Source organism: uncultured Microbacterium sp., assembly GCF_913776565.1.
Classification (GTDB): Bacteria; Actinomycetota; Actinomycetes; order Actinomycetales; family Microbacteriaceae; genus Microbacterium.
This window is the reverse complement of sequence record NZ_CAJYPF010000157.1, coordinates 1-18828: the sequence shown is the minus strand read 5'-3', so window position 1 is coordinate 18828 and position 18828 is coordinate 1. Positions and strand designations below refer to the sequence as shown.

The following is an 18828-nucleotide window of genomic DNA, read 5'->3' as shown; positions in this document are numbered from 1 at the left end:
ACATCATGTTCTTCGCCGCCCTCGGTCTCGTCGCCCTGTTGGCGATGCGCGAGACCGCGAAGCGCCCCCTGCTGGGGTCGATGCCCACGGTCGAGACGCCCGCCGAGGCGGAGGCCCTGGTGGAGCGACAGGACAGCGACCCTCTCATCGACACCTCGACCATGCCGCTGACGGTCCGTCGCGGCTGACCGCGGGGGGACGGATGCCGGGCCCCGGCATCCACCCCCTCCGTCCTCGTCAGCGCCGCCGGCCGTTGCCGAACAGCCCGCGGATGACGCCCGTCACGATCGACTTCGTCGCCCCGCGCCCCAGCAGGCCGTCGAGTCCCGGCGCGGGGGCGCTCGTGCGTCCGCGCGGTGCCGCGGTCGACTTCAGGATGCGCTCGTACTCGCGCTGCGCCTTCTTCTGCGCCTCGGCATGCGCCTTGTCGATCGCGGCCTTCTGCCTGGCGTACTCGGCCTGATCGGCGGCGGCCTTCTTCGCGCGTTCCTCGGCCTCGCGCGCGTCCGTGGCTGCCTGCATGCGCGCGGCGAGGATCTCGCGCGCCGACTCGCGATCGATCGGCGTGCCGTAGTCCGCGAAGAGGGGGGATGCCGCGACCGCCGCCGCCATCGCGTTCGGCGCGATGGGCGACATCGACGCCCGCGGGGCGAACATGCGCGTCCACGCGACCGGCGTCGGCGCCCCCTTCTCGCTCATCACCGTGACGATGGCCTCGCCCGTGCCGAGTTCCTGCAGCACCCGCTCGAGGTCGTAGCCGGACGCGGGATATGTCCGCACCGAGGCGCGCAGGGCGGTGGCGTCGTCGGGGGTGAAGGCGCGCAGCGCGTGCTGCACGCGCGAGCCGAGCTGGGCGAGCACGTCACCGGGGACGTCCTTGGGCGTCTGGGTGACGAAGAACACCCCGACCCCCTTGGAGCGGATGAGGCGGACGGTCTGCGTGATCGCCTCGAGGAACGCCTTCGACGCGTCGCGGAACAGCAGATGCGCCTCGTCGAAGAAGAACACCAGCTTGGGCTTGTCGAGATCGCCGACCTCGGGCAGCACCTCGTACAGTTCGGCGAGCAGGTACATCAGGAACGTCGAGTACAGCTCGGGTCGGGCGGCGACGTTCGGCACCTCGAGCAGGCTCACGATGCCCGCGCCGGTGGCATCCGTCCGCAGGAACACCGTCACGTCGAGCTCGGGCTCGCCGAAGAAGGTGTCGGCGCCGGCGGCCGAGAACGCCACGAGCTCGCGCAGGATCACCCCGGCGGTGGCCCCCGACAGTCCCCCGATGCCCTTCAGCTCGGGCTTTCCCTCGTCGCTGGTCAGGAAGGTGAGCACGGCCCGCAGGTCGGACAGGTCGACGAGCGCGAGTCCCTTCTGGTCGGCGTAGTGGAACACCAGGCCGAGGCTGGACTCCTGGGTCGCGTTCAGCCCGAGCACGCGGCTGAGCAGCAGCGGACCGAAGCCCGACACCGTCGCACGCACCGGGATGCCCGAACCGACGTCGTCGCCCAGCGCGTAGAACTCGACGGGGAAAGCGCGCGGCGACCAGTCCTGCCCGAGCGCCGCGGTGCGGGCCGACAGCTTGTCGCTCGGCGTCCCCGCCGCGGCGATCCCCGACAGGTCGCCCTTGATGTCGGCGGCGAAGACGGGCACGCCGTTCTCGGACAGCTGCTCGGCCAGCAGCTGCAGCGTCCGCGTCTTGCCCGTGCCGGTCGCGCCGGCGACGAGTCCGTGGCGGTTGGTCATCGCGAGCGGGATCCGGACGGGGACGGATGCCACGGGCCCCCCGTTGACGAGGACGCCGAGGTCGAGCGCCGCACCGTCGAGCGCGTACCCGGCGGCGATCGTCGAGACCTGCGCACTCGTCAGCGGTCCCTCGGCGGGGATCGCGGGCGCGGCGGCAGGAGTCGCGGCGGGCGGGTCCGCGGCGGGGCTCGTGGCCGCGGCGGGCTCGTGAGCCGTCGGCGCATCGGGCACCGCGTCGACGACCGGTGCCGAGCGCTCATCCGCTGCCGCGACAGCGGGCCCCGCGGCATCCGCCCCCGCAGCGGCCGCCCGCGCGCGGGCCGCGGCCGCTTCGGCCTCGGCGTGGTCGGCGCGAGCCCGGGCGAGGCGCAACTCGGCCTCGGCGGCCTCGGCCGCGGCCCTCAGCCGGGCCATCTCGGCCTCGGCGTCGGAGGGAACGGCGGGCACGTCACCGGGCGCGGTCATGCGCGTCAGCCTACGACGACGCCGCCTCCACGGCATCCGTCTTGCGTGCGCGTCGGATGGTCAGCCGATCCTCGTCGCGGGCGCGCAGACGCGAGAACGCCGCGGCCAGCACCAGTGCCGCCCCCGCACCCACCAGGGCTCCGCCCACGGTGTCCGAGAGCCAGTGCGCGTGCAGGTACGTGCGGCTGAAGGCCATGAGGATCACCCACGCCGCGCCCACGACGCGCACCCAGGCCCGGGGGAAGAGCACGCCCGCCACCACGGCGATGGTCGCCGCGTTCGCCGTGTGCCCCGACGGGAACGAGCCGTAGTCGCTGAGGATCAGGATGTCCTCGGGTCGGGCCCGCCCGAAGGTGTGCTTGAGCACCTGCACGAGCAGGGCGCTGCCCACCGACGCGGTGAGGAAGTACAGGGCCGACCATCTTCGTCGCGTGGCGAAGATCGCCGCCGCCCCCAGCAGCGGAACGATCAGCACCGCCGTGAGGTGACCGCCGACCTGATCCATCGCCAGAGCGAAGACGTACAGCGGTTCGGAGGGCGCGGCCGCGAACAACTGGTTCCACCACACGTCGACGGCGAAGGGACTCGGACCTCGCGCGTAGACCCACGCGCCCAGCGCCGAGGCGAGGGCGATGAGCACGATCCCGACGGTCGCCCGGAAACGCTGCGGACGCGTGTCGAGCACGTCGTCGATCGCCGTGGCATCCATCGCCTCATGATGCCCGGTCCCCGCCCCCGGCGGAACCGTCCACCCCGCGGAAGAGCCGCCGCGGTCGCTCTGCTACTGTTCGCGACCGCGACGGCTGATGCGAGGGATGCCGGGACTCAGGGCGCGAGGCGCTCGACCGTGCGCGGGCGCACGAGCAGCCACAGCGACAGCACGCCGATCGCCGCGCAGCCCACCATGACCGAGGCCATGGTCGTCGCCGTGATCCCCGATCCGGTGGCCAGCAGGCCCACGAGGGGCGAGATGACGCCCGCGACGCCGAAGTTGGCGGCGCCGATGATCGACTGCGCGGTGCCGGCGGCCTTGCCGTGGCGGTCCAGCGCGAGCACCTGCGCGCACGGGAAGGTGAAGCCGCACGCGGTCATGAAGAAGAACAGCGGCACGATGGTGCCCCACAGGCCGAGGCCCAGCTGGTCGGTCAGAACGATGGCCCCACCCGCGACGACGAGCACCGCGGTCGAGACGGCGAGCACCCACTGCGGCCCGAACCGCGCAGCCAGGCGCGAGGCGACCTGGACGCCGACGACGACGCCGATGGAGTTCGCGGCGAACAGCACGCCGTACTGCTGGGGGTTGAAGCCGTAGGTGACTTGGAAGAGGAACGAGGATGCCGACAGGTAGGAGAACAGTCCGCTGAAGGTCATGGCGCCGATGACGAGCACGCCGATGAAGACGCGGTCGCGGAAGACGCTGCCGTAGCGCTGCCAGACGGTCGTCGCCCCGGGCCCGCCGCGCCGAGCGGCCGGGAGGGTCTCGGGGATGAAGAGGATCGCCGAGACGAGCATGACGGCGCCGTACACGGCCAGCACGACGAAGATGCCGCGCCAGTTCATCACCAGCAGCAGGGCCGACCCGGCAAGGGGGGCGAGGACGGGGGCGACTCCCGACACCATCGCCATCCGCGAGAGCATGACCACCAGGCGGCGTCCGCCGAACAGGTCGCGGATGATCGCGGCGGCGACGACACCGCCCGCGGCGGCTCCGGCACCCATGAGCACGCGCGCGATCGACAGCGTGCCCAGGGTCGGGGCGAGCGCGGCGAAGATGCTCGCGGCGACGTGCAGGGCGGTGACCGACAGCAGAGGGATCCTCCGGCCGACCTTGTCGCTCAGCGGCCCGACGATGAGCTGACCCAGCGCGAATCCGACCATCGTGCCCGTGAGCGTCAGCTGGATCGCCGCGGCCGTGGTCTGGAAGTCGGCCTCGAGCACCGGGAAAGCCGGCAGGTACAGGTCGATCGTGAAGGGGCCCAGGGCCGTCAAGGCGCCCAGGACGATGATGTACAGCACGCGGCGCGACGCGGGGATGGCGTCACCGGGGTGCAGCACGATGGGGGCGGTGGCGGGGTTCGATCCGAGCGTGCGGATCGCACCCGTCGCGGGGGTCTTGTGGCCGGAGCGCACCGAGCCGGTGGGGGTCTTGTCGCTCGCGAGAGCGGAGTGGTCGTCGGTGGGGCGGGACGACGAGGGGATCACGGGGTGGGAGGCAGTATCGAGCACGCGTCTGGTTTCGTTTCGCAACACGGACAGCCCGGCGGAGCCGGGCTGAGGAAAGTGGGGGGATCGTCGAACCTCGAATCGATTCGACATCGTCATACTACCGTGACACCCGCGCGCGCCACCATCCCCGCTCGCGGTTTCCTCCCAGGCCACCGGCTCATTCACCCGCATAGGCTGGGATCGTCGGCGGATGCCGATGTGTCCCGCCCCGAAGAGAGACTGAACACAGCGCATGACCTCCCCCTCCGATAAGCGAGCGAGCGGCAACCCCGCCAAGCAGGCTCAGATCGAGCTGACCCAGAAGCAGCAGCGCGAGCAGAAGCGCCAAGAGAAGCTGGCCCAGTACCAGAAGGAGATGGCTCGTCGTCAGCGCGGCAAGGCCGTCTGGTGGGTCGTCGGATCGGTCGCGACGCTGGCCGTCGTCGGCCTGGTCGTCGCATCCTTCGTCTTCGCCCCCGCTCCCCCGACCAGCTACGAGGCCGGCAATAGTACGGGGCGTGAGATCACCGAGGTGCAGACGTTCCAGAATCGCTCGGACCACGTGCAGGGCACCGTCGAGTACGAGCAGACACCCCCCGCGGGCGGTCCGCACAACCCGGTCTGGCTCAACTGCGGCGTGTACACCGAGCCGCAGCAGAACGAGAATGCCGTCCACTCCCTCGAGCACGGGGCCATCTGGATCACGTACGACCCCGAGCGGGTCGACCAGGCCGGCATCGACGCGCTCAAGGCCTTCATGCCTTCGAGCTACGCCGTCCTCTCGCCCTACCCGGGCATGGACACCCCCGTCGCAGTGAGCGCGTGGAACCACCAGCTCAAGCTCGACGACCCCACCGACGCCCGGATCGGCGAGTTCTTCACCGAGTTCTGGCGCAGCCAGAACGCCCCCGAGCCCAACGCCCCCTGCTCGGGCGGCGTCGACGGCCCCGGCAAGGCCTGACGTGACGGACGACACCCCGGTCGCGCGCCCCGCGGTCCGCTGGGCCGTCGTCGCGCTCGTCACCGTCGCCGTCGTGGCCGTCGCCTTCGCGATCGGGCGCTTCACGGCGTTCGGGGCGACGGCGGCGCCGGCACATCCCGCCGACACCTCGGCCGATGCCGGCTTCGCTCGTGACATGCAGGTGCACCACACGCAGGCCGTGCTCATGGCCATGGAGATCTACCGCAAGACCGGCGACGAAGAACTGCGCACCCTGTCGTACGACATCGCCACGACTCAGGCCGGTCAGCGCGGCGAGATGTACGGGTGGCTCGTCGAGTGGGGCCTGCCGCAGGCGTCGAGCCAGCCGCTCATGACGTGGATGGAGAAGTCGGGCGCGCACAGCCACGGCGACACCGCCACGCAGACCGAGCAGCAGCTGCTCGACCAGATGGGCATGGCGACGGACGCGCAGCTCGACGAGTTGCGCGCGCTGCGGGGCCAGCCGGCCGACTGCCTGTTCCTCGATCTCATGATCCGTCATCACGAGGGCGCGATCCCGATGGCCCAGGCCGTCATCGAACTCGGCGAGGACGCGCGCGTCAAGGAAGTCGCCGGTTCGATCGTGACGGGTCAGTCGGCGGAGCTCGACGCGATGCGCGACATCCGGTCGCGTCTCGCCTGCACCGGCTGACGCCCTCTCGCCGCGCCCGACGTCCGCGCGACCGCCGGCATCCCCTCGAGAAGGGGCGGCTCGGAATGACAGACGAAGGGGCGCGACATCCGTACGGATGCCGCGCCCCTTCGTCGCAGAGGGTCAGCCCTTCGTGGCTCCCGCCAGCAGACCGCGCACGAAGAAGCGCTGCAGCAGGAAGAACACGATCAGCGGGACCAGGATCGAGATGAACGTTCCCGCGGACTGCAGGAACCACTGGTCACCCCAGGTGCCCGACAGCGAGTTCAACGATTGCGTCAGGGGCAGAGAGGAGGACGGCGCGAAGATCGTCGCCACCAGCAGGTCGTTCCACACCCAGATGAACTCGAGCACCGCGAAGGACGCCAGTGCGGGAGCGGCCAGGGGCAGGATGAGGCGGAAGAAGATCTGCCCGTGCCCGGCGCCGTCCACGCGTGCGGCCTCGATGACCTCGGCGGGGATCTCGGCGATGAAGTTGTGCAGCAGGAAGATGGCCAGCGGCATCGCGAAGATCACGTGCGCGATCCACACCGTCGCGAAGCTGTGCTCCACGCCGCGCAGGTCGAAGCCCGGGAAGATCGTGACGTCGTTGATCGTCAGTCCGCGCGAGAACAGGCTCAGAAGCGGCACGAGGGCCATCTGCAGCGGCACGATCTGCAACGCGAAGATGAAGATGAAGAAGAAGTTCCGACCCTTGAACTCGATCCATGCGAAGGCGTACGCGATGAGCGAGGCGACCGCGAGGGCGAACAGCACCACCGGGATGGTGATGGCCAGGGAGTTCAGGAACGACTGCGCGAGCGTCAGGGCGGTCCCACCCGACGTCAACGCGAGCCGGTAGTTGTCGAGCGTGAACGACGGGTCCGTGAACACCGTCCACCAACCGGTGGACTGGGTGTCGGATCCGGGTCGGAACGACGTGATGAACAGGCCGAACGTCGGGATCGTCCAGAAGAACGCGATGACGATCGCGGCGATCGTCGCACCCTTCGAGGTCAGGCGCTTTCGCGCCATCGCCTCGTGCTTGCGGGTGTCGCGAGCGACCTGACGAGCCGAGCGGGTGTCGGTGGTGGGCTCGAGCACGACGGTGGAGGTGGTCATCGCACTTCCCTCTGCTTCCGGATCTGGCGCACGTTGAAGATGATCAGCGGCAGCACGAAAAGGAACAGCACGACGGCCAGGGCGGCGGAGTGCCCGTAGCTCTGGAACCGCTGCTGCTGGTTGACCATCTCGAACGCGAGCACGGTCGAGTCGTTGCGACCACCGGTCATCACGGCGACGATGTCGTAGATCTTCAGGGCGCCGATGGCGATCGTGGTGAGGACCACGATGAGCGACGAGCGGATGCCGGGAACGGTCACGTTGATGAAACGCTCCCAGGCGCTCGCGCCGTCGAGTTCGGCGGCCTCGTTCTGCTCCGGCGGCACGGCCTTGATGGCGGCCGACAGGATGACCATCGCCAGGCCCGTCTGGCTCCAGATGAAGACGACGACGAGCAGCAGGGTGCTGACGAGCGGTGTCGCGGACAACCACGAGATGGGCTGTCCGCCGAACGCGGTGACGATGGCGTTCAGGATGCCGAGCTGGTCACCCTGACGGAAGTCGTAGACGAACTTCCAGATGATGCCGGCACCGACGAACGAGATGGCGAAGGGCATGAAGATCAGCACCTTGAGGTACTTCTCGCCCGCCGCGCGATCGATGAAGACCGCGTACGCCAGTCCGATCGCGGTGGCGATGGTGGGAGCCAGCAGCACCCAGATGAGGGTGTTGATGACGGACCAGAAGCCCTCGGGGTTCGTGAACGTCCAGATGTAGTTCTCGAGACCGACGAAGTTGTCACCCGTCTTGTCGAAGAACGACTGGAAGAAGGTGGTGATCGCCGGGTAGACCAGACCGATCAGCAGCAGGATCGACGCCGGAGCCGCGAAGAGGATGAGCTGGAAGAGGTACCCGGCGCCCTGGCGGGAGCGGTAGTCGGCGTAGAAGAGGATCGCGCCGAGGATCACCGCGATGCCGAGAACGTAGACCACGGCGTTCTGGTAGGGCCGCAGCAGCATGAAGGCCAGCACCGGGATGGCGAAGCAGGCGATGAGGCGGAGCCAGAAGTAGCCCTTGCCCGAGCGCGGCGCGTACTCGATGAGCAGCAGCAGCAGGCCGACCACCGCGCCGAAGACGACCAGGACGAGCGGGATCTGCACGATCGGGCTCAGGCCCCCGAGCCAGATGAAGAAGCTGTTGAGCGAGAAGCCCAGGGTGGTGGGCTTGGTCTCCGCAGGTGCTCGCGTCACCATGAACAGGAAGAGGGCCACCACGAGGATGAGGCCCACCAGCACCACCAGCAGGGTGGTTCTCCGCGTGGACGCGGAGCCACGCCGAGGGCGGACCTCCCGCCCGCGGGACGGCGGCGCCGACGCCGACGGCGTCGTCTCCGCGTTCTTGATATCGGTCATGACGTCCCTCCCGAACACGCCTTCGTGCTCATCGATGAGTGCCCGCGTGGTGCGTGGGGCGGAATAGAAGTATGGACCTGATGGGCCGCCCGCGTCGCGAGCGGCCCATCAGTCGAACGGGTGAATTAGTTGTTGTACCCGGCCTGGATGTCGCTGAGCACCTGGTCGGTGGGCGTGCCGTCGATCCAGCTGACCATGCCCTTCCAGAAGGAGCCCGCACCGACGGTCGCCGGCATGAGGTCGGACGCGTCGAAGCGGAGCGTCGTGTTCGGGTCCTGCAGCGTCTTCATCGCCTCGGTGAGGAACTCGCTGGAGGCGAGCGACGGGTCGGCACCCTTGTTGGCCGAGATGACGCCGCCGAGCTTGACGCGGGCGTTCGCGAAGTCGGGCGTCGACATGAACTCGACGACCTTCTGCACGTTCGGGTCCTCGGAGAAGGCCGCGACGAACTCGCCGCCACCCTCGACCGCCAGCTCGCCTTCCTTGACGCCCGGGAGCAGGAACGCGTAGACGTCGCCGTCGGGCGCGATCGTCGGGGTCTGACCCGCGGCGTTCTTGACCGTGAGGAAGTTGGCCGAGAGGAACGACGCCTGGTGGGTCATCGGGCAGCTGCCGTCGGCGACCTTGGCGGCCACGTCCGCGAACGCGGTGGAGTTGATGCTCTTGACGTCACCGAAACCGGCATTCACGTACGACGGGTTGAGCAGGATGCCGCCCACGGCGTCGAAGGCCTGCTTGATCTGCGGGTCGGTGAACTTGACCTCGTTGGCGACCCACTGGTCGTAGACGTCGGGGCCGGACTGGCGGAGCACCATGTCCTCGATCCAGTCGGTTCCGGGCCATCCCGAAGCGGCGTCCGAGGCGAATCCGGCGCACCACGGGGCGGCGCCGGTCTTCTGCTGGATGGTCTGGGTCAGCGTCATGAGCTGGTCGAAGGTCTTGGGGACCTCGACGCCCCACTCCTTGAATTTCGCCGGCGAGTACCAGACGTAGCCCTTGAGGTTGGCGAGCATCGGAGCGGCGTAGAACGTGCCGCCATCGGTGCCGTAGGACTTCCAGTCCTCGCCCCAGTACTGATCGACGTTCGACGAGACGGCGTCGGAGGCCTTCTGCACCTCGCCCGTGCCGATGAGGGTCTTGAGCAGACCCGGCTGCGGGACGATCGCGATGTCGGGGGCGTCGCCACCCGACACCTTGGTGACGATGTTGCCCTCGAAGCTCTTGTCGCCGGTGTAGACGACCTTGATGCCGGTGTCCTTGGTGAACTGCTCGAAGCTCTGGTTCAGAGCGTCGGCCTCGGTACCGGTGATACCGCCCGCGATGCGGACCGTGGTCTCGCCGCCGCTGCCGCTCGATCCGCTGCTGTCGCTCTCGGCGCAGCCCGCGAGAGCGATCGCACCGACCGCCAGCAGCCCGACGGGCGCCAGCAGGCGAGTCCGCTGTGACATACCCATGTGGTCTCTCCTCTTTGAGTTCTGTGGTGCACCGGATCCGTTCGGGAACCGATTCCAGGCAACCGTAGAGGCAAACCTCCGCCGTCGCAACCGGCGTCAGGTCACGAACCGATAACTGGCGGAATGACGAGGGAAAATCACCCTCGCCTCACCCGGAACCGGTTCCAGTTTCGCGCGATGTCGGATACTCTTCTTCGACGTCGACACGGACGTCGACGCTGAACGAGGAAGATCACGCATGAGCGGAATCGCCGATGTGGCACGCCTGGCCGGCGTGTCCAAGTCGACGGCGAGCCGCGCTCTCACGGGCGGCGGCTACGTCTCGGACGACACGCGACGACGCGTCACCGACGCCGCGGCATCCCTGGGTTATGTGCCCTCCACGAGCGCGGTGAGCCTGGCGACCGGACGGACCCGGACCATCGCCCTGATCGTGCCCAAGGTCAACCGCTGGTACTTCGGCTCGATCGTCGAGGGCGTGGAACGCACGCTCATCCCCCTCGGCTACGACGTCACCCTCTACGTCGCCGAGCCCGGGTCCAACGACCGCGAGAGCCTGTACTCCACCTACCTCGCCCGCAAGCGCTTCGACGGCATCATCGCCGTGGCCCTCGAGCCGGACGACGCCGACCTGGAACGCCTCGCCAACATCGGCAAGCCCGTCGTCAGCATCGGCAACGCCCTGACGGGCGTCCCCACGCTCGGTCTCGACAACATCGCCATCACGCGCATCATCACGCAGCACCTCATCGCCCTCGGCCACACCGACATCGCCTTCGTGGGGAGCACACCGCCGACGGACGCCCCCGCCAAGGACGTCGACGAACGCTCGATCGGCTATCGCAACGCGATGAACGATCACGGCCTGGCCGTGCGCATCCGCAACGTCCCCTCGACCCTGACCATCACCGACGCCTACGCCGCGGCGGCATCCTTCCTCGCCGACGCGGCATCGCGCCCCACCGGGGTGGTCGCGGCGTGCGACGAGGTCGCCATCGGCGTCATCATCGCCGCCCGCCGCATGGGCATCTCGGTGCCCACCGAGCTCAGTGTCGTGGGGATCGACGGCCACGACTACGCCGAGATGTTCTCGCTCACCACGATCGAACAGTTCCCCGAGGCGCAGGGGGTCGAAGCGACGCGCATCCTGGTCTCGATGATCGAGGGCACGGGTGAACCGTCGTGGCGCACCGAGGCCGACACGCGGCTCGTCGTGCGCACGTCGACCGCTCCCCCGCGCACGTCGGCCTGATCGCGGCCCGGAACGCGGAAGACCCCGGATGCCGTGGCATCCGGGGTCTTCCGATGTTCCTCGATCAGTCGAGCTGACGCGTCGCGCGTCGGCGGGCCACCAGTCCGAGTCCCAGCAGGGCGAGGGCCGCGAGCACGCCCGCACCCATCCACCCGGTGTCGGAACCGGTCACCGCCAGCGGGCCGGTGTTCGAACCCGACCCGGCGGAGCCGCCCTGGCCCGAACCGCCCTGACCCGCACCGGCGCCGGGCGTACCCGCACCGTCGCCGGCGAGGGCGACCGGTACCGGAACCGTGACCGTCGTCGCCGTGGGCTGCGCCGTCAGGCGAAGCTGCAGCGTTCCGGTCGCGTCCGCGGGGACCCCGACGGTGACCGTCGCCGAGCCGCCCACGACCGCGACGCTCGTGGCCGCCGGAGCGGCCAGGGCCGAGGCGCTGGCTCCGGGGGCGACGAGGTCGGCGACGCGGGTCGAGGCCGCCGCCGCGCCGAACGAGGCGTCGAGGGTGGTGTTGGCCGGCGCCCCGAGCGAGGTGAGGTCGAGGTTCGAGACGGTGACGCTGACGTCCGAGCCCGCCGCGACGGGCTGCGCGAGGGCCGAGACCTGCACACCCCGCGCCGTGAAGTCGGGGGTCAGGCCCGGGTCCTTGTTCTCGTCGAGATAGTCGATCCACGCGTCGCGGTCGATGAGCCCCGAGTCGCGGGTGTCGGTCCCCTGCGCGAAGACGGAGAAGCTGTCTCCGCCGCCCAGCAGGAAGTTGAACGAACCGACACGGTATCCCTTCGCCGGGTCGACGGCGGCGCCGTCGATCCAGATGCCGGTGACGCGCTGGCCCGCCGGGCGCGAGGCGTCGTAGGTGTAGCGGAGGTTCTCCGACACACCGAGCGACAGGTTCGCCGCGTCCTTGCGCTGGGCGAAGTCGCCCCACTGCTGCTCGAGCACGCGGCGCAGCTGATCACCCGTCAGCGTGGTCGTCCACAGGTTGTTCAGGAACGGCAGCACCGCATTCGCCTCCGCAAGGGTGATGACGCCGTCGGTGCCGTACAGCAGCTCCTCCCGCAGACCGCCCGCGTTGACGAATGACACCTCCGCTCCACCGCGATCCGCGTCCGAGAGCGAGTCCAGCAGCGCGTCCGCCACGAGGCCGCCGAGGGCGGACTGCTTGGTGCGGTCGCCGCGTGTACCACCGGTGTAGACACCGTCGACGTAGGCGCCGCCGCTGAACGCGGTGGTGATGTCGGCGGTGATCTTTCCCACGGGCTGCTGGCCCACCACGTCGGCGCGCTCGCGAGCGTCGGCGACGATCTCGGACACCTCCTTCACGCGGGGGTAGGTGTCGATCAGCTGCGTGTCGAGCTGCGCGGCCGTCTGCTTCTCGGCCGGGACGACACGCGCGACGTTGCGGGCGGTGTAGTCCACCACATCGCCGTCGCGGTCGACGTCCAGGACGATCTGACCGACGTTCTCGCCGTAGCTGCCGGTCTGCACGATCGGGCGGGTGCCCTCGCGGCCGGGGATCGGTGCGTCCCACGCGTAGAGCTGGTGCGTGTGGCCGGTGAAGATGGCATCCACTTCGGGAGAGGTCTCGTTCACGATGTCGGCGAAGGGACCGCCGGCGGCGACGGCCTGTTCGATCGTCGTGGTCTTCTGCCCGGTGCCGGAGCCCTCGTGGTACTGCGCGACGATGACGTCGACCTGGTCGTCGATCTCGGCGACGACGCGGTTGACCTCGGCGACCGGCTCGCGGAACTCGATTCCCTGGATGCCGGAAGGCGTCACCAGCGTCGGGGTCGACTCCGTGATGGCTCCGATGACGCCGACGCGTACGCCGTCGACCTCGAAGATCGCGTACTCGGGCAGCAGGGGCTTGCCGTCCTTGAACACGTTCGCGGCGAGGTAGGGGAAGTCCGCGCGATCCGAGACGCGGCCCGTGAGATCGGCCGCGCCCTTGTCGAACTCGTGGTTGCCCGTGGCCGAAGCCGCCAGCTCCAGCGCGTTCAGCACGTCGATGGTCGGCTCGTCGCCGAAGTACGACGAGGCGAACACCGAAGCGCCGATGTTGTCCCCGTTGGAGACGAAGAGCGAGTTGGCGTCGCCGTACTCGGCGCGCAGCTGCTCGACCGTCCCGGCGAATTTCACCGTGTTGGCGTCGATGCGACCGTGGAAGTCGTTGATGCCGATGAGGTTCACCGGGGTGACCGTGTCGCCCAGGTCGAGACCCACGACCACCGGGTCGTGGTCGCTGGAGCGGTAGGGCGAGGCGTCGTAGAAGTTCGTCGCGTTGTAGTTGTAACGGCTGTACTCCAGGGCGAGCGCCTCGACGGCGTTGATGTTCCAGATGTCGGTGCCCGTGACAAGCTCGCGCGCCGAGGCGGAGCCGAGGACGTGGTCGAGCGAACCGGACTGCCCGCTGAACGAGTACGAGTATTTGCCCGTGCCCGCCTCGAGCGTCTCGAAGCCGTACTGGCGCAGCGTCATGATCGGGTCCTCCTGCGCGTAGGAGTTGAAGTCGCCCAGCAGGAAGACGTCCTCGGTACCCACGGCCGCGGAGCGGGCCTTCGCGAACTTCCCGAGAGCGTCGGCCTGACGCACGCGGTCGCCGTTGAAGGCGCCCTGGATGCCGTTGGCGTTGTCACCGGTGGCCTTCGGGTTGCTGTCGCCCTTGGACTTGAAGTGGTTGACGATCGCGAGGATCTTGGCATCCGGCGATCCGATCGGGGCGAAGGCCTGCGCGAGCGGCTGGCGGGCGTTGCGGAACGCCGCGTCATCCAGGATGACGCTGTCGCCGACGGGCGCGACCACGTCCTTCTTGTAGATGAAGGCGGTGCGGATGACGTCCTCGGTGGCCGGCAGCGCGGCGGGCGAGGGCACGAAGGCCCACCGCTCCGAGCCGGCCGCGGCGTTGAGGGCGGCGACCAACGTCGACAGGGCGGCGTCGCGGTTCTTGCCGAACTTCGCCGAGTTCTCGATCTCTTCGAGCGAGACGACATCGGCTCCCAGGCCGTTGACCGCGGCGACGATCTTGTCCTGCTGACGCTTCAGGTTCGCGGCGTCCGCGGCACCACGCGGGCCCGGGGCGGGGCACGTGTCGGCGGTGACGGGGTTGCCCTCGCGGTCCTTGTACGTCGAGGTGCAGCCGACGCTCTCGGCCGTGGTGGTGAAGTAGTTCAGCACGTTGAAGCTCGAGATCTTGACGGTGCCGCCCACCTCGGCGGGCGCCGCAGTGCGGGTGTTCGCGAAGGTCGCGGGCTGGACCGTCGCGGCATTGTCGACCGTGAGCTGCTGGGTCGGCTGCAACTTCCACGCGTTGTTGCGGTAGTCCAGGATCACCGGCTGCGTGAACGTGACGGGCGCGCCCACGCGAACCGGGTCGGTCAGCGAGAGATACGGCAGCGGGATGCCCTGGTTCGCCTTGCTCAAGAAGTTGATCGAGGCACCGTCGTCGAGAACGACGGCCCGCGCGTTGTTGTCCGCCACCGCGGCGACGTACTCCGGGGAGTCCGGGCGCGCGACGTCGGTGGGCGTGCGCAGCGGGGTCGTGCCGGCGGCGAGCCCCACCTCGGCGTACTGGTTGGTCGAGTAGCTGTTGGTGACGGTGAAGTCTCCCTGCGGCGCGAGGAGCATGCCCTCGAAGCGCTCACGCTCTTCGTCGGTCTTGGGCCACGACACCTTCGCCGGAGTCACGGCCTCGGCCTGCTCGGTCAGGACGGTGACCGCGGCGGCATCCGTCGTGATCTGCGTCTGACCCGAGAACTCGCCCGCCGTCCCCGTCACCTCGACGTGCTCGCCGATCTTCACCTTCGCGGTCGCGGCGGAGCCGTAGACGAAGACGGCGTCCGAGGCGCGGTGCGTGGCAGGGTCGAGGACTCCGCCGGTGCCCGGGGTCTGGATGAAGAAGCCGTTGTACCCGCCCGTGGGGTACGCCGCCGTCACGACGCCACGCGTCGTGACGGTCTGTCCCGCGAGGGGCGTGGTGGCACCGGTGCCCTGGATGTCGCGGATCGGCGTGACGACCCCCGGGGTGGGGGCGGTCGTGGGCGAGGGACTGGCGCTTTGCGTCGGCGACGGCGAAACGCTGGGGCTCTGGGTCGGGGCGGGGGTGGAACCGGCCGAGCCCTGGGGGGTCACCGTCGTGGTGTTGGTGAAGTCGGCGGAGTTGTCGTTCGTGTCGGCGAAGCCGGTGCGCACGAGGGCGTTCGGGGTGCTGTTGCCACCGGTGACCGTGGCGGCCGCCGTCTCGTAGGTGGTGGCGGTGCCGTACCCGAGGAAGTCGACGACGCGGCTGTCCGAGACGTTGCCCGCCGGGAGGGCGAGCGACTCGGCGACATTGGCGAGGACCAGCTGTCCGCGCTCACCACCGGGGTTCAGGCCGGTGCTCGTGATGTCGGTCGCCGGCAGGGGGGCGCCGTTCTCGCCATTGCTCGTCAGCCCGATGAGGTAGTAGCCGCCGGCGGCGATCGATCCGGTCAGCTTCAGGGTGTTGGCGGCGTTGGGCGCCGCCGTCGACGTCGCAGCACGATACTGCAGCGACCAGCCATTCAGGTCCTGAGCGGTGTCGCCGGCGTTGTAGAGCTCGACGAACTTGTTCGTGTAGAACGCGTTCGCGCTCCCGCCCTTCAGGTAGGCCTCATTGATCACCACCTTCGGGCCGACTGCGGCCATGGCCGGGAGGGGTACGAGGGCCGAGCCGAGCAGGGCGACGCCGAGAGCGGCGCTGAGTGCGGTCGTGAAACGGCGTGCGGGCACGCGCGAAGCATCCGAAGGCATGGGTCTCCAAGGACCGGCGTGCACGGGGCGACGTCGGAGGTGGGGGGATCGACGGGGGGTCTCAACGACCGTAAACGATCCCCATACCCTTTTCCCAGACTTCTTTATTTCGATCCGGTGAACATCGGTTCCTCAATGGATGACACCGCGTCCCAGCCTGTGCGCTCCCCGTCCCGCCCCCTCGACATCGAGGCCGTGAACGACGAAGACCCGGATGCCTGTGGCATCCGGGTCTCCGGTGTCGCGGGAAGCGACGGTGTTGCTGAAATTACTTCAGGGTCACCGTGGCGCCGGCCTCCTCGAGGGCAGCCTTCGCCTTGTCGGCGGTCTCCTTGTTCGCGCCCTCGAGCACGGCCTTGGGGGCACCGTCGACGACGGCCTTGGCCTCGCCGAGGCCGAGCGAGGTGAGCTCGCGGACGACCTTGATGACCTGGATCTTCTTGTCGCCGGCGGCCTCGAGGACGACGTCGAACGAGTCCTTCTCCTCGACCTCTTCGGCGGGGGCGCCACCGGCAGCGCCGGCAGCGGCCACGGCCACGGGGGCGGCGGCGGTGACGTCGAAGGTCTCCTCGAACGCCTTGACGAACTCGGACAGCTCGATGAGCGTGAGCTCCTTGAACGCGTCGAGCAGCTCTTCGGTGCTGAGCTTAGCCATGTTGTATCTCCTTGATCGGGTTAATCAGCCGGGCCGGTTCAGGCCGCGGTGTCCTGCTTCTCGCGCAGCGCGTCGACCGTGCGAACGGCCTTCGACGGAAGCGCCTGGAAGACGTATGCCGCCTTGGTCATCGTCGCCTTCATCGCGCCGGCGAGCTTCGCCAGCAGGACTTCACGGCTCTCGAGATCGGCGAGCTTGTTGACCTCATCCGCGGAGAGGGGGGCGCCATCGAAGTAGCCGCCCTTCACCACGAGCTGAGGGTTAGCCTTGGCGAAGGCACGCAGGCTCTTCGCGACGGCGACAGGGTCGCCGTGCACGAACGCGATGGCAGACGGGCCCTTGAGCTCGTCGTCCAGTCCCGTGACCCCCGCGTTGTTCGCGGCGATCTTGGTCAGCGTGTTCTTCACCACGGCGTAATCCGCGTCCTGACGGATGTCGTTGCGCAGCTGCTTGAGCTGGGCAACCGTCAGACCGCGGTACTCGGTCAGCAGAACGGCGGTCGAGTTCTCGAAGTTCTTCGTGAGCTCGGCGACCGATGCATCCTTCTGCGCCATGGCCACTCCTTGTGTGTACGAGGCGCTCCGCGGAGGCGGGGCGCCGGCCGAAGACACCCGGGGTCCGGACAAAAAGAAGAGCTCCGGCGCAGGCGCACGGAGCTCGGAAGAGTTTCGTTTACCTGCGTAGGTCCCCTGCTTTTCAGCAGACGCTTCGATCGACATGCGAGCACGACGATGACCGACGGTCTTTGGCTTGGGCTCCACTGTACCCGATCCCTCGCCGCCGCGCGAATCCGACGGCATCCCGGGTCCCGCTCCGCCCGTCCCGGGGCCCGCCGCCCCGGCCCGCCGCCCGGTCGGTCGCCGAAACCGCACGTGGTCGTCGAACCCGCACGCCCCTGGCCGCCATCGACGACGGGTTCAACCATCACATGCGTCCTCGCGGGACGCCGGACGCGCGATGCCGGACGCGCGATGCCGGACGCCGGACGCGCGACGCGCGACGCGCGGACGCGCGGACGCGGGACGCGGGACGCGGGATCAGCGAGGCGGCTGGACGCCGAACGCCGCCAATCTCGCGGCGAGCCTCTCGGGCGAGGCGATGTCGGCGAACCCGCCACGACACAGTCCCCATCTCGTGCGGCCGCGGATCCAGTCCTCACGCCGCTTCTCGGCGAGCAGCACGTCTTCGAGCGACCTCCCGTTGCGAAGCGCTTCGTCCCGGTACTTCCCTTCACCGTCGAATTCCCAGAACGTCTTCGCTCCGGGCAGCCCGATGTCGACGAAGTAGTCGCGACCGCGCGGTCCCGCGACCGCGACCTGCAGGTCGAAGTCGCGGAACCCCAGACGGTGGAGCTGCAGACGACTCACGCTCTCGCCGGGCAGCTCGGCCCGCCCGTCGGCGAACGCACCGACCCAGGACGCTCGGCGTACGCCGCGGCGACCGCAGGCGCGTTCCGCCCGACGCGAGAGCGCCTCCCGCCAGACACCTTGCGCATCGGCGTCGAACTCCCGGCCTCTCACGACATCCCGCCGCAGTGCGGCATCGGCGCACGGCACGGAGGTCTCGAACGGTTCCGTCCGCGCCACGTCGAAGATCGTGCGCTCCATCGACGTGCACCGGATGCCGTGGATCTCGACCACGTCCTGGGCGGACAACTCATCGGTGTGCCGACGCAGACCCGCGCGACTCGGCGGGTGGGTGGCATCCGGCACCGTCATCGAGATGGGCCGCGGCCGGAACCGATACGGGGGAAGACCGTGCAGGACCGAGGCGGAGAGGTGGGAGACCACGCCGACCGAGCCCCGGGACCGCCCGATGGCGGCCAAGATAGTGATCAGATGGCGGTCCACGGGTCGCAGCGCATCGAAGGCCGCCCGGTCGATGTACGCACCCGGCTGAATGCGCAGCCACCTGCCGCCCTCGTGCGCGCCCGCAGCCCGCAACTCACTCAGCGCGACCTCGCGGTTCTCCAACTCATCCCGGGTGAGGATCATCCGTCGTGCCCGCGGAATGTCCAGGGCATCCGTCATCCACCCACACTGCCCGCTCACGCATGCGCCACCGCCGATATCCACAGGCCCGCACCTGGGGAGGAACGTGTGCGGCATCGACGGCCACCCATTCGAACCGCAGGCGATGAGCGAAACCGCACGTATTTGCCCGCGAGCAGATGCGGTCTCGACGACGGCGTGCGGTCTCGCCGGTGGA

At 69.2% G+C, this 18828-nt stretch carries 13 protein-coding genes and 1 pseudogene; 4 read left to right on the top strand and 10 right to left on the bottom strand.

The genetic code is table 11. The annotated features are described in order from the left end of the window. Nucleotides 1-188 (top strand): annotated as a pseudogene (locus QZ433_RS08705) (MFS transporter); the annotation flags it as partial. Between the two features lie 49 nt (nucleotides 189-237). Here QZ433_RS08705 and QZ433_RS08700 read toward each other — a convergent pair. From QZ433_RS08700 to QZ433_RS08690, 3 genes are all read right to left on the bottom strand, one after another. Then, nucleotides 238-2202 (bottom strand): helicase HerA-like domain-containing protein, encoded by a 1965-nt coding sequence (locus QZ433_RS08700; RefSeq protein ID WP_295782044.1) that lies wholly within the window; start codon nucleotides 2200-2202, stop codon nucleotides 238-240. Between the two features lie 10 nt (nucleotides 2203-2212). Next, nucleotides 2213-2911, bottom strand: coding sequence for a phosphatase PAP2 family protein (locus QZ433_RS08695; RefSeq protein WP_295782040.1), 699 nt, complete (start codon nucleotides 2909-2911; stop codon nucleotides 2213-2215). 116 nt (nucleotides 2912-3027) lie between these two features. Next, the gene (locus QZ433_RS08690; protein WP_295782038.1) at nucleotides 3028-4428 is read right to left on the bottom strand and encodes a multidrug effflux MFS transporter; all 1401 of its coding nucleotides are present in this window, start codon (nucleotides 4426-4428) and stop codon (nucleotides 3028-3030) included. A gap of 232 nt (nucleotides 4429-4660) precedes the next feature. On the opposite strand from QZ433_RS08690, the gene QZ433_RS08685 reads away from it, so the two are divergent. Beyond that, the gene (locus QZ433_RS08685) at nucleotides 4661-5368 is read left to right on the top strand and encodes a DUF3105 domain-containing protein (protein WP_295782035.1); all 708 of its coding nucleotides are present in this window, start codon (nucleotides 4661-4663) and stop codon (nucleotides 5366-5368) included. 1 nt (nucleotide 5369) lies between these two features. Next, nucleotides 5370-6041: a DUF305 domain-containing protein gene (locus tag QZ433_RS08680; RefSeq protein WP_295782032.1), complete on the top strand. Its 672-nt coding sequence runs from the start codon at nucleotides 5370-5372 to the stop codon at nucleotides 6039-6041. A gap of 123 nt (nucleotides 6042-6164) precedes the next feature. Here QZ433_RS08680 and QZ433_RS08675 read toward each other — a convergent pair whose 3' ends face one another. The 3 genes from QZ433_RS08675 to QZ433_RS08665 all read right to left on the bottom strand — a co-directional run bounded on the left by QZ433_RS08675 (nucleotide 6165) and on the right by QZ433_RS08665 (nucleotide 9948). Beyond that, nucleotides 6165-7142, bottom strand: a complete 978-nt coding sequence (locus QZ433_RS08675; RefSeq protein ID WP_295782027.1) for a carbohydrate ABC transporter permease — start codon at nucleotides 7140-7142, stop codon at nucleotides 6165-6167. Beyond that, nucleotides 7139-8377: a sugar ABC transporter permease gene (locus QZ433_RS08670; RefSeq protein ID WP_366761909.1), complete on the bottom strand. Its 1239-nt coding sequence runs from the start codon at nucleotides 8375-8377 to the stop codon at nucleotides 7139-7141. Before QZ433_RS08670 ends, QZ433_RS08675 begins: the two co-directional genes overlap by 4 nt. Nucleotides 8378-8619: 242 nt before the next feature. Then, the gene (locus QZ433_RS08665; RefSeq protein WP_295782024.1) at nucleotides 8620-9948 is read right to left on the bottom strand and encodes an extracellular solute-binding protein; all 1329 of its coding nucleotides are present in this window, start codon (nucleotides 9946-9948) and stop codon (nucleotides 8620-8622) included. Nucleotides 9949-10186: 238 nt separating this feature from the next. Between QZ433_RS08665 and QZ433_RS08660 the strand changes: the two genes are divergently transcribed. Next, a complete protein-coding gene (locus QZ433_RS08660; RefSeq protein ID WP_295782020.1) occupies nucleotides 10187-11200 on the top strand; it encodes a LacI family DNA-binding transcriptional regulator in 1014 nt (337 codons plus the stop codon). A 64-nt stretch (nucleotides 11201-11264) separates the two neighbouring features. Here QZ433_RS08660 and QZ433_RS08655 read toward each other — a convergent pair whose 3' ends face one another. The 4 genes from QZ433_RS08655 to QZ433_RS08640 form a co-directional block, all read right to left on the bottom strand. Beyond that, nucleotides 11265-15944, bottom strand: a complete 4680-nt coding sequence (locus QZ433_RS08655; protein WP_295782017.1) for an ExeM/NucH family extracellular endonuclease — start codon at nucleotides 15942-15944, stop codon at nucleotides 11265-11267. 289 nt (nucleotides 15945-16233) lie between these two features. Then, complete coding sequence (gene rplL / locus QZ433_RS08650) at nucleotides 16234-16620, bottom strand: 50S ribosomal protein L7/L12 (protein WP_058595390.1); 387 nt, start codon at nucleotides 16618-16620, stop codon at nucleotides 16234-16236. Nucleotides 16621-16658: 38 nt separating this feature from the next. Further along, the gene (gene rplJ / locus QZ433_RS08645) at nucleotides 16659-17174 is read right to left on the bottom strand and encodes a 50S ribosomal protein L10 (RefSeq protein WP_108317208.1); all 516 of its coding nucleotides are present in this window, start codon (nucleotides 17172-17174) and stop codon (nucleotides 16659-16661) included. 483 nt (nucleotides 17175-17657) lie between these two features. Then, nucleotides 17658-18650: a hypothetical protein gene (locus tag QZ433_RS08640; RefSeq protein WP_295782012.1), complete on the bottom strand. Its 993-nt coding sequence runs from the start codon at nucleotides 18648-18650 to the stop codon at nucleotides 17658-17660. Nucleotides 18651-18828 lie beyond the last annotated feature (178 nt).

What these genes read in the sequence shown, in the direction of transcription:
- rplL (WP_058595390.1), bottom strand. Translation starts at nt 16,620, where the DNA reads ATGGCTAAGCTCAGCACCGAAGAGCTGCTCGACGCGTTCAAGGAGCTC.
- QZ433_RS08695 (WP_295782040.1), bottom strand. Translation starts at nt 2,911, where the DNA reads ATGGATGCCACGGCGATCGACGACGTGCTCGACACGCGTCCGCAGCGT.
- QZ433_RS08675 (WP_295782027.1), bottom strand. Translation starts at nt 7,142, where the DNA reads ATGACCACCTCCACCGTCGTGCTCGAGCCCACCACCGACACCCGCTCG.
- QZ433_RS08685 (WP_295782035.1), top strand. Translation starts at nt 4,661, where the DNA reads ATGACCTCCCCCTCCGATAAGCGAGCGAGCGGCAACCCCGCCAAGCAG.
- QZ433_RS08660 (WP_295782020.1), top strand. Translation starts at nt 10,187, where the DNA reads ATGAGCGGAATCGCCGATGTGGCACGCCTGGCCGGCGTGTCCAAGTCG.
- rplJ (WP_108317208.1), bottom strand. Translation starts at nt 17,174, where the DNA reads ATGGCGCAGAAGGATGCATCGGTCGCCGAGCTCACGAAGAACTTCGAG.
- QZ433_RS08640 (WP_295782012.1), bottom strand. Translation starts at nt 18,650, where the DNA reads ATGACGGATGCCCTGGACATTCCGCGGGCACGACGGATGATCCTCACC.
- QZ433_RS08665 (WP_295782024.1), bottom strand. Translation starts at nt 9,948, where the DNA reads ATGGGTATGTCACAGCGGACTCGCCTGCTGGCGCCCGTCGGGCTGCTG.
- QZ433_RS08700 (WP_295782044.1), bottom strand. Translation starts at nt 2,202, where the DNA reads ATGACCGCGCCCGGTGACGTGCCCGCCGTTCCCTCCGACGCCGAGGCC.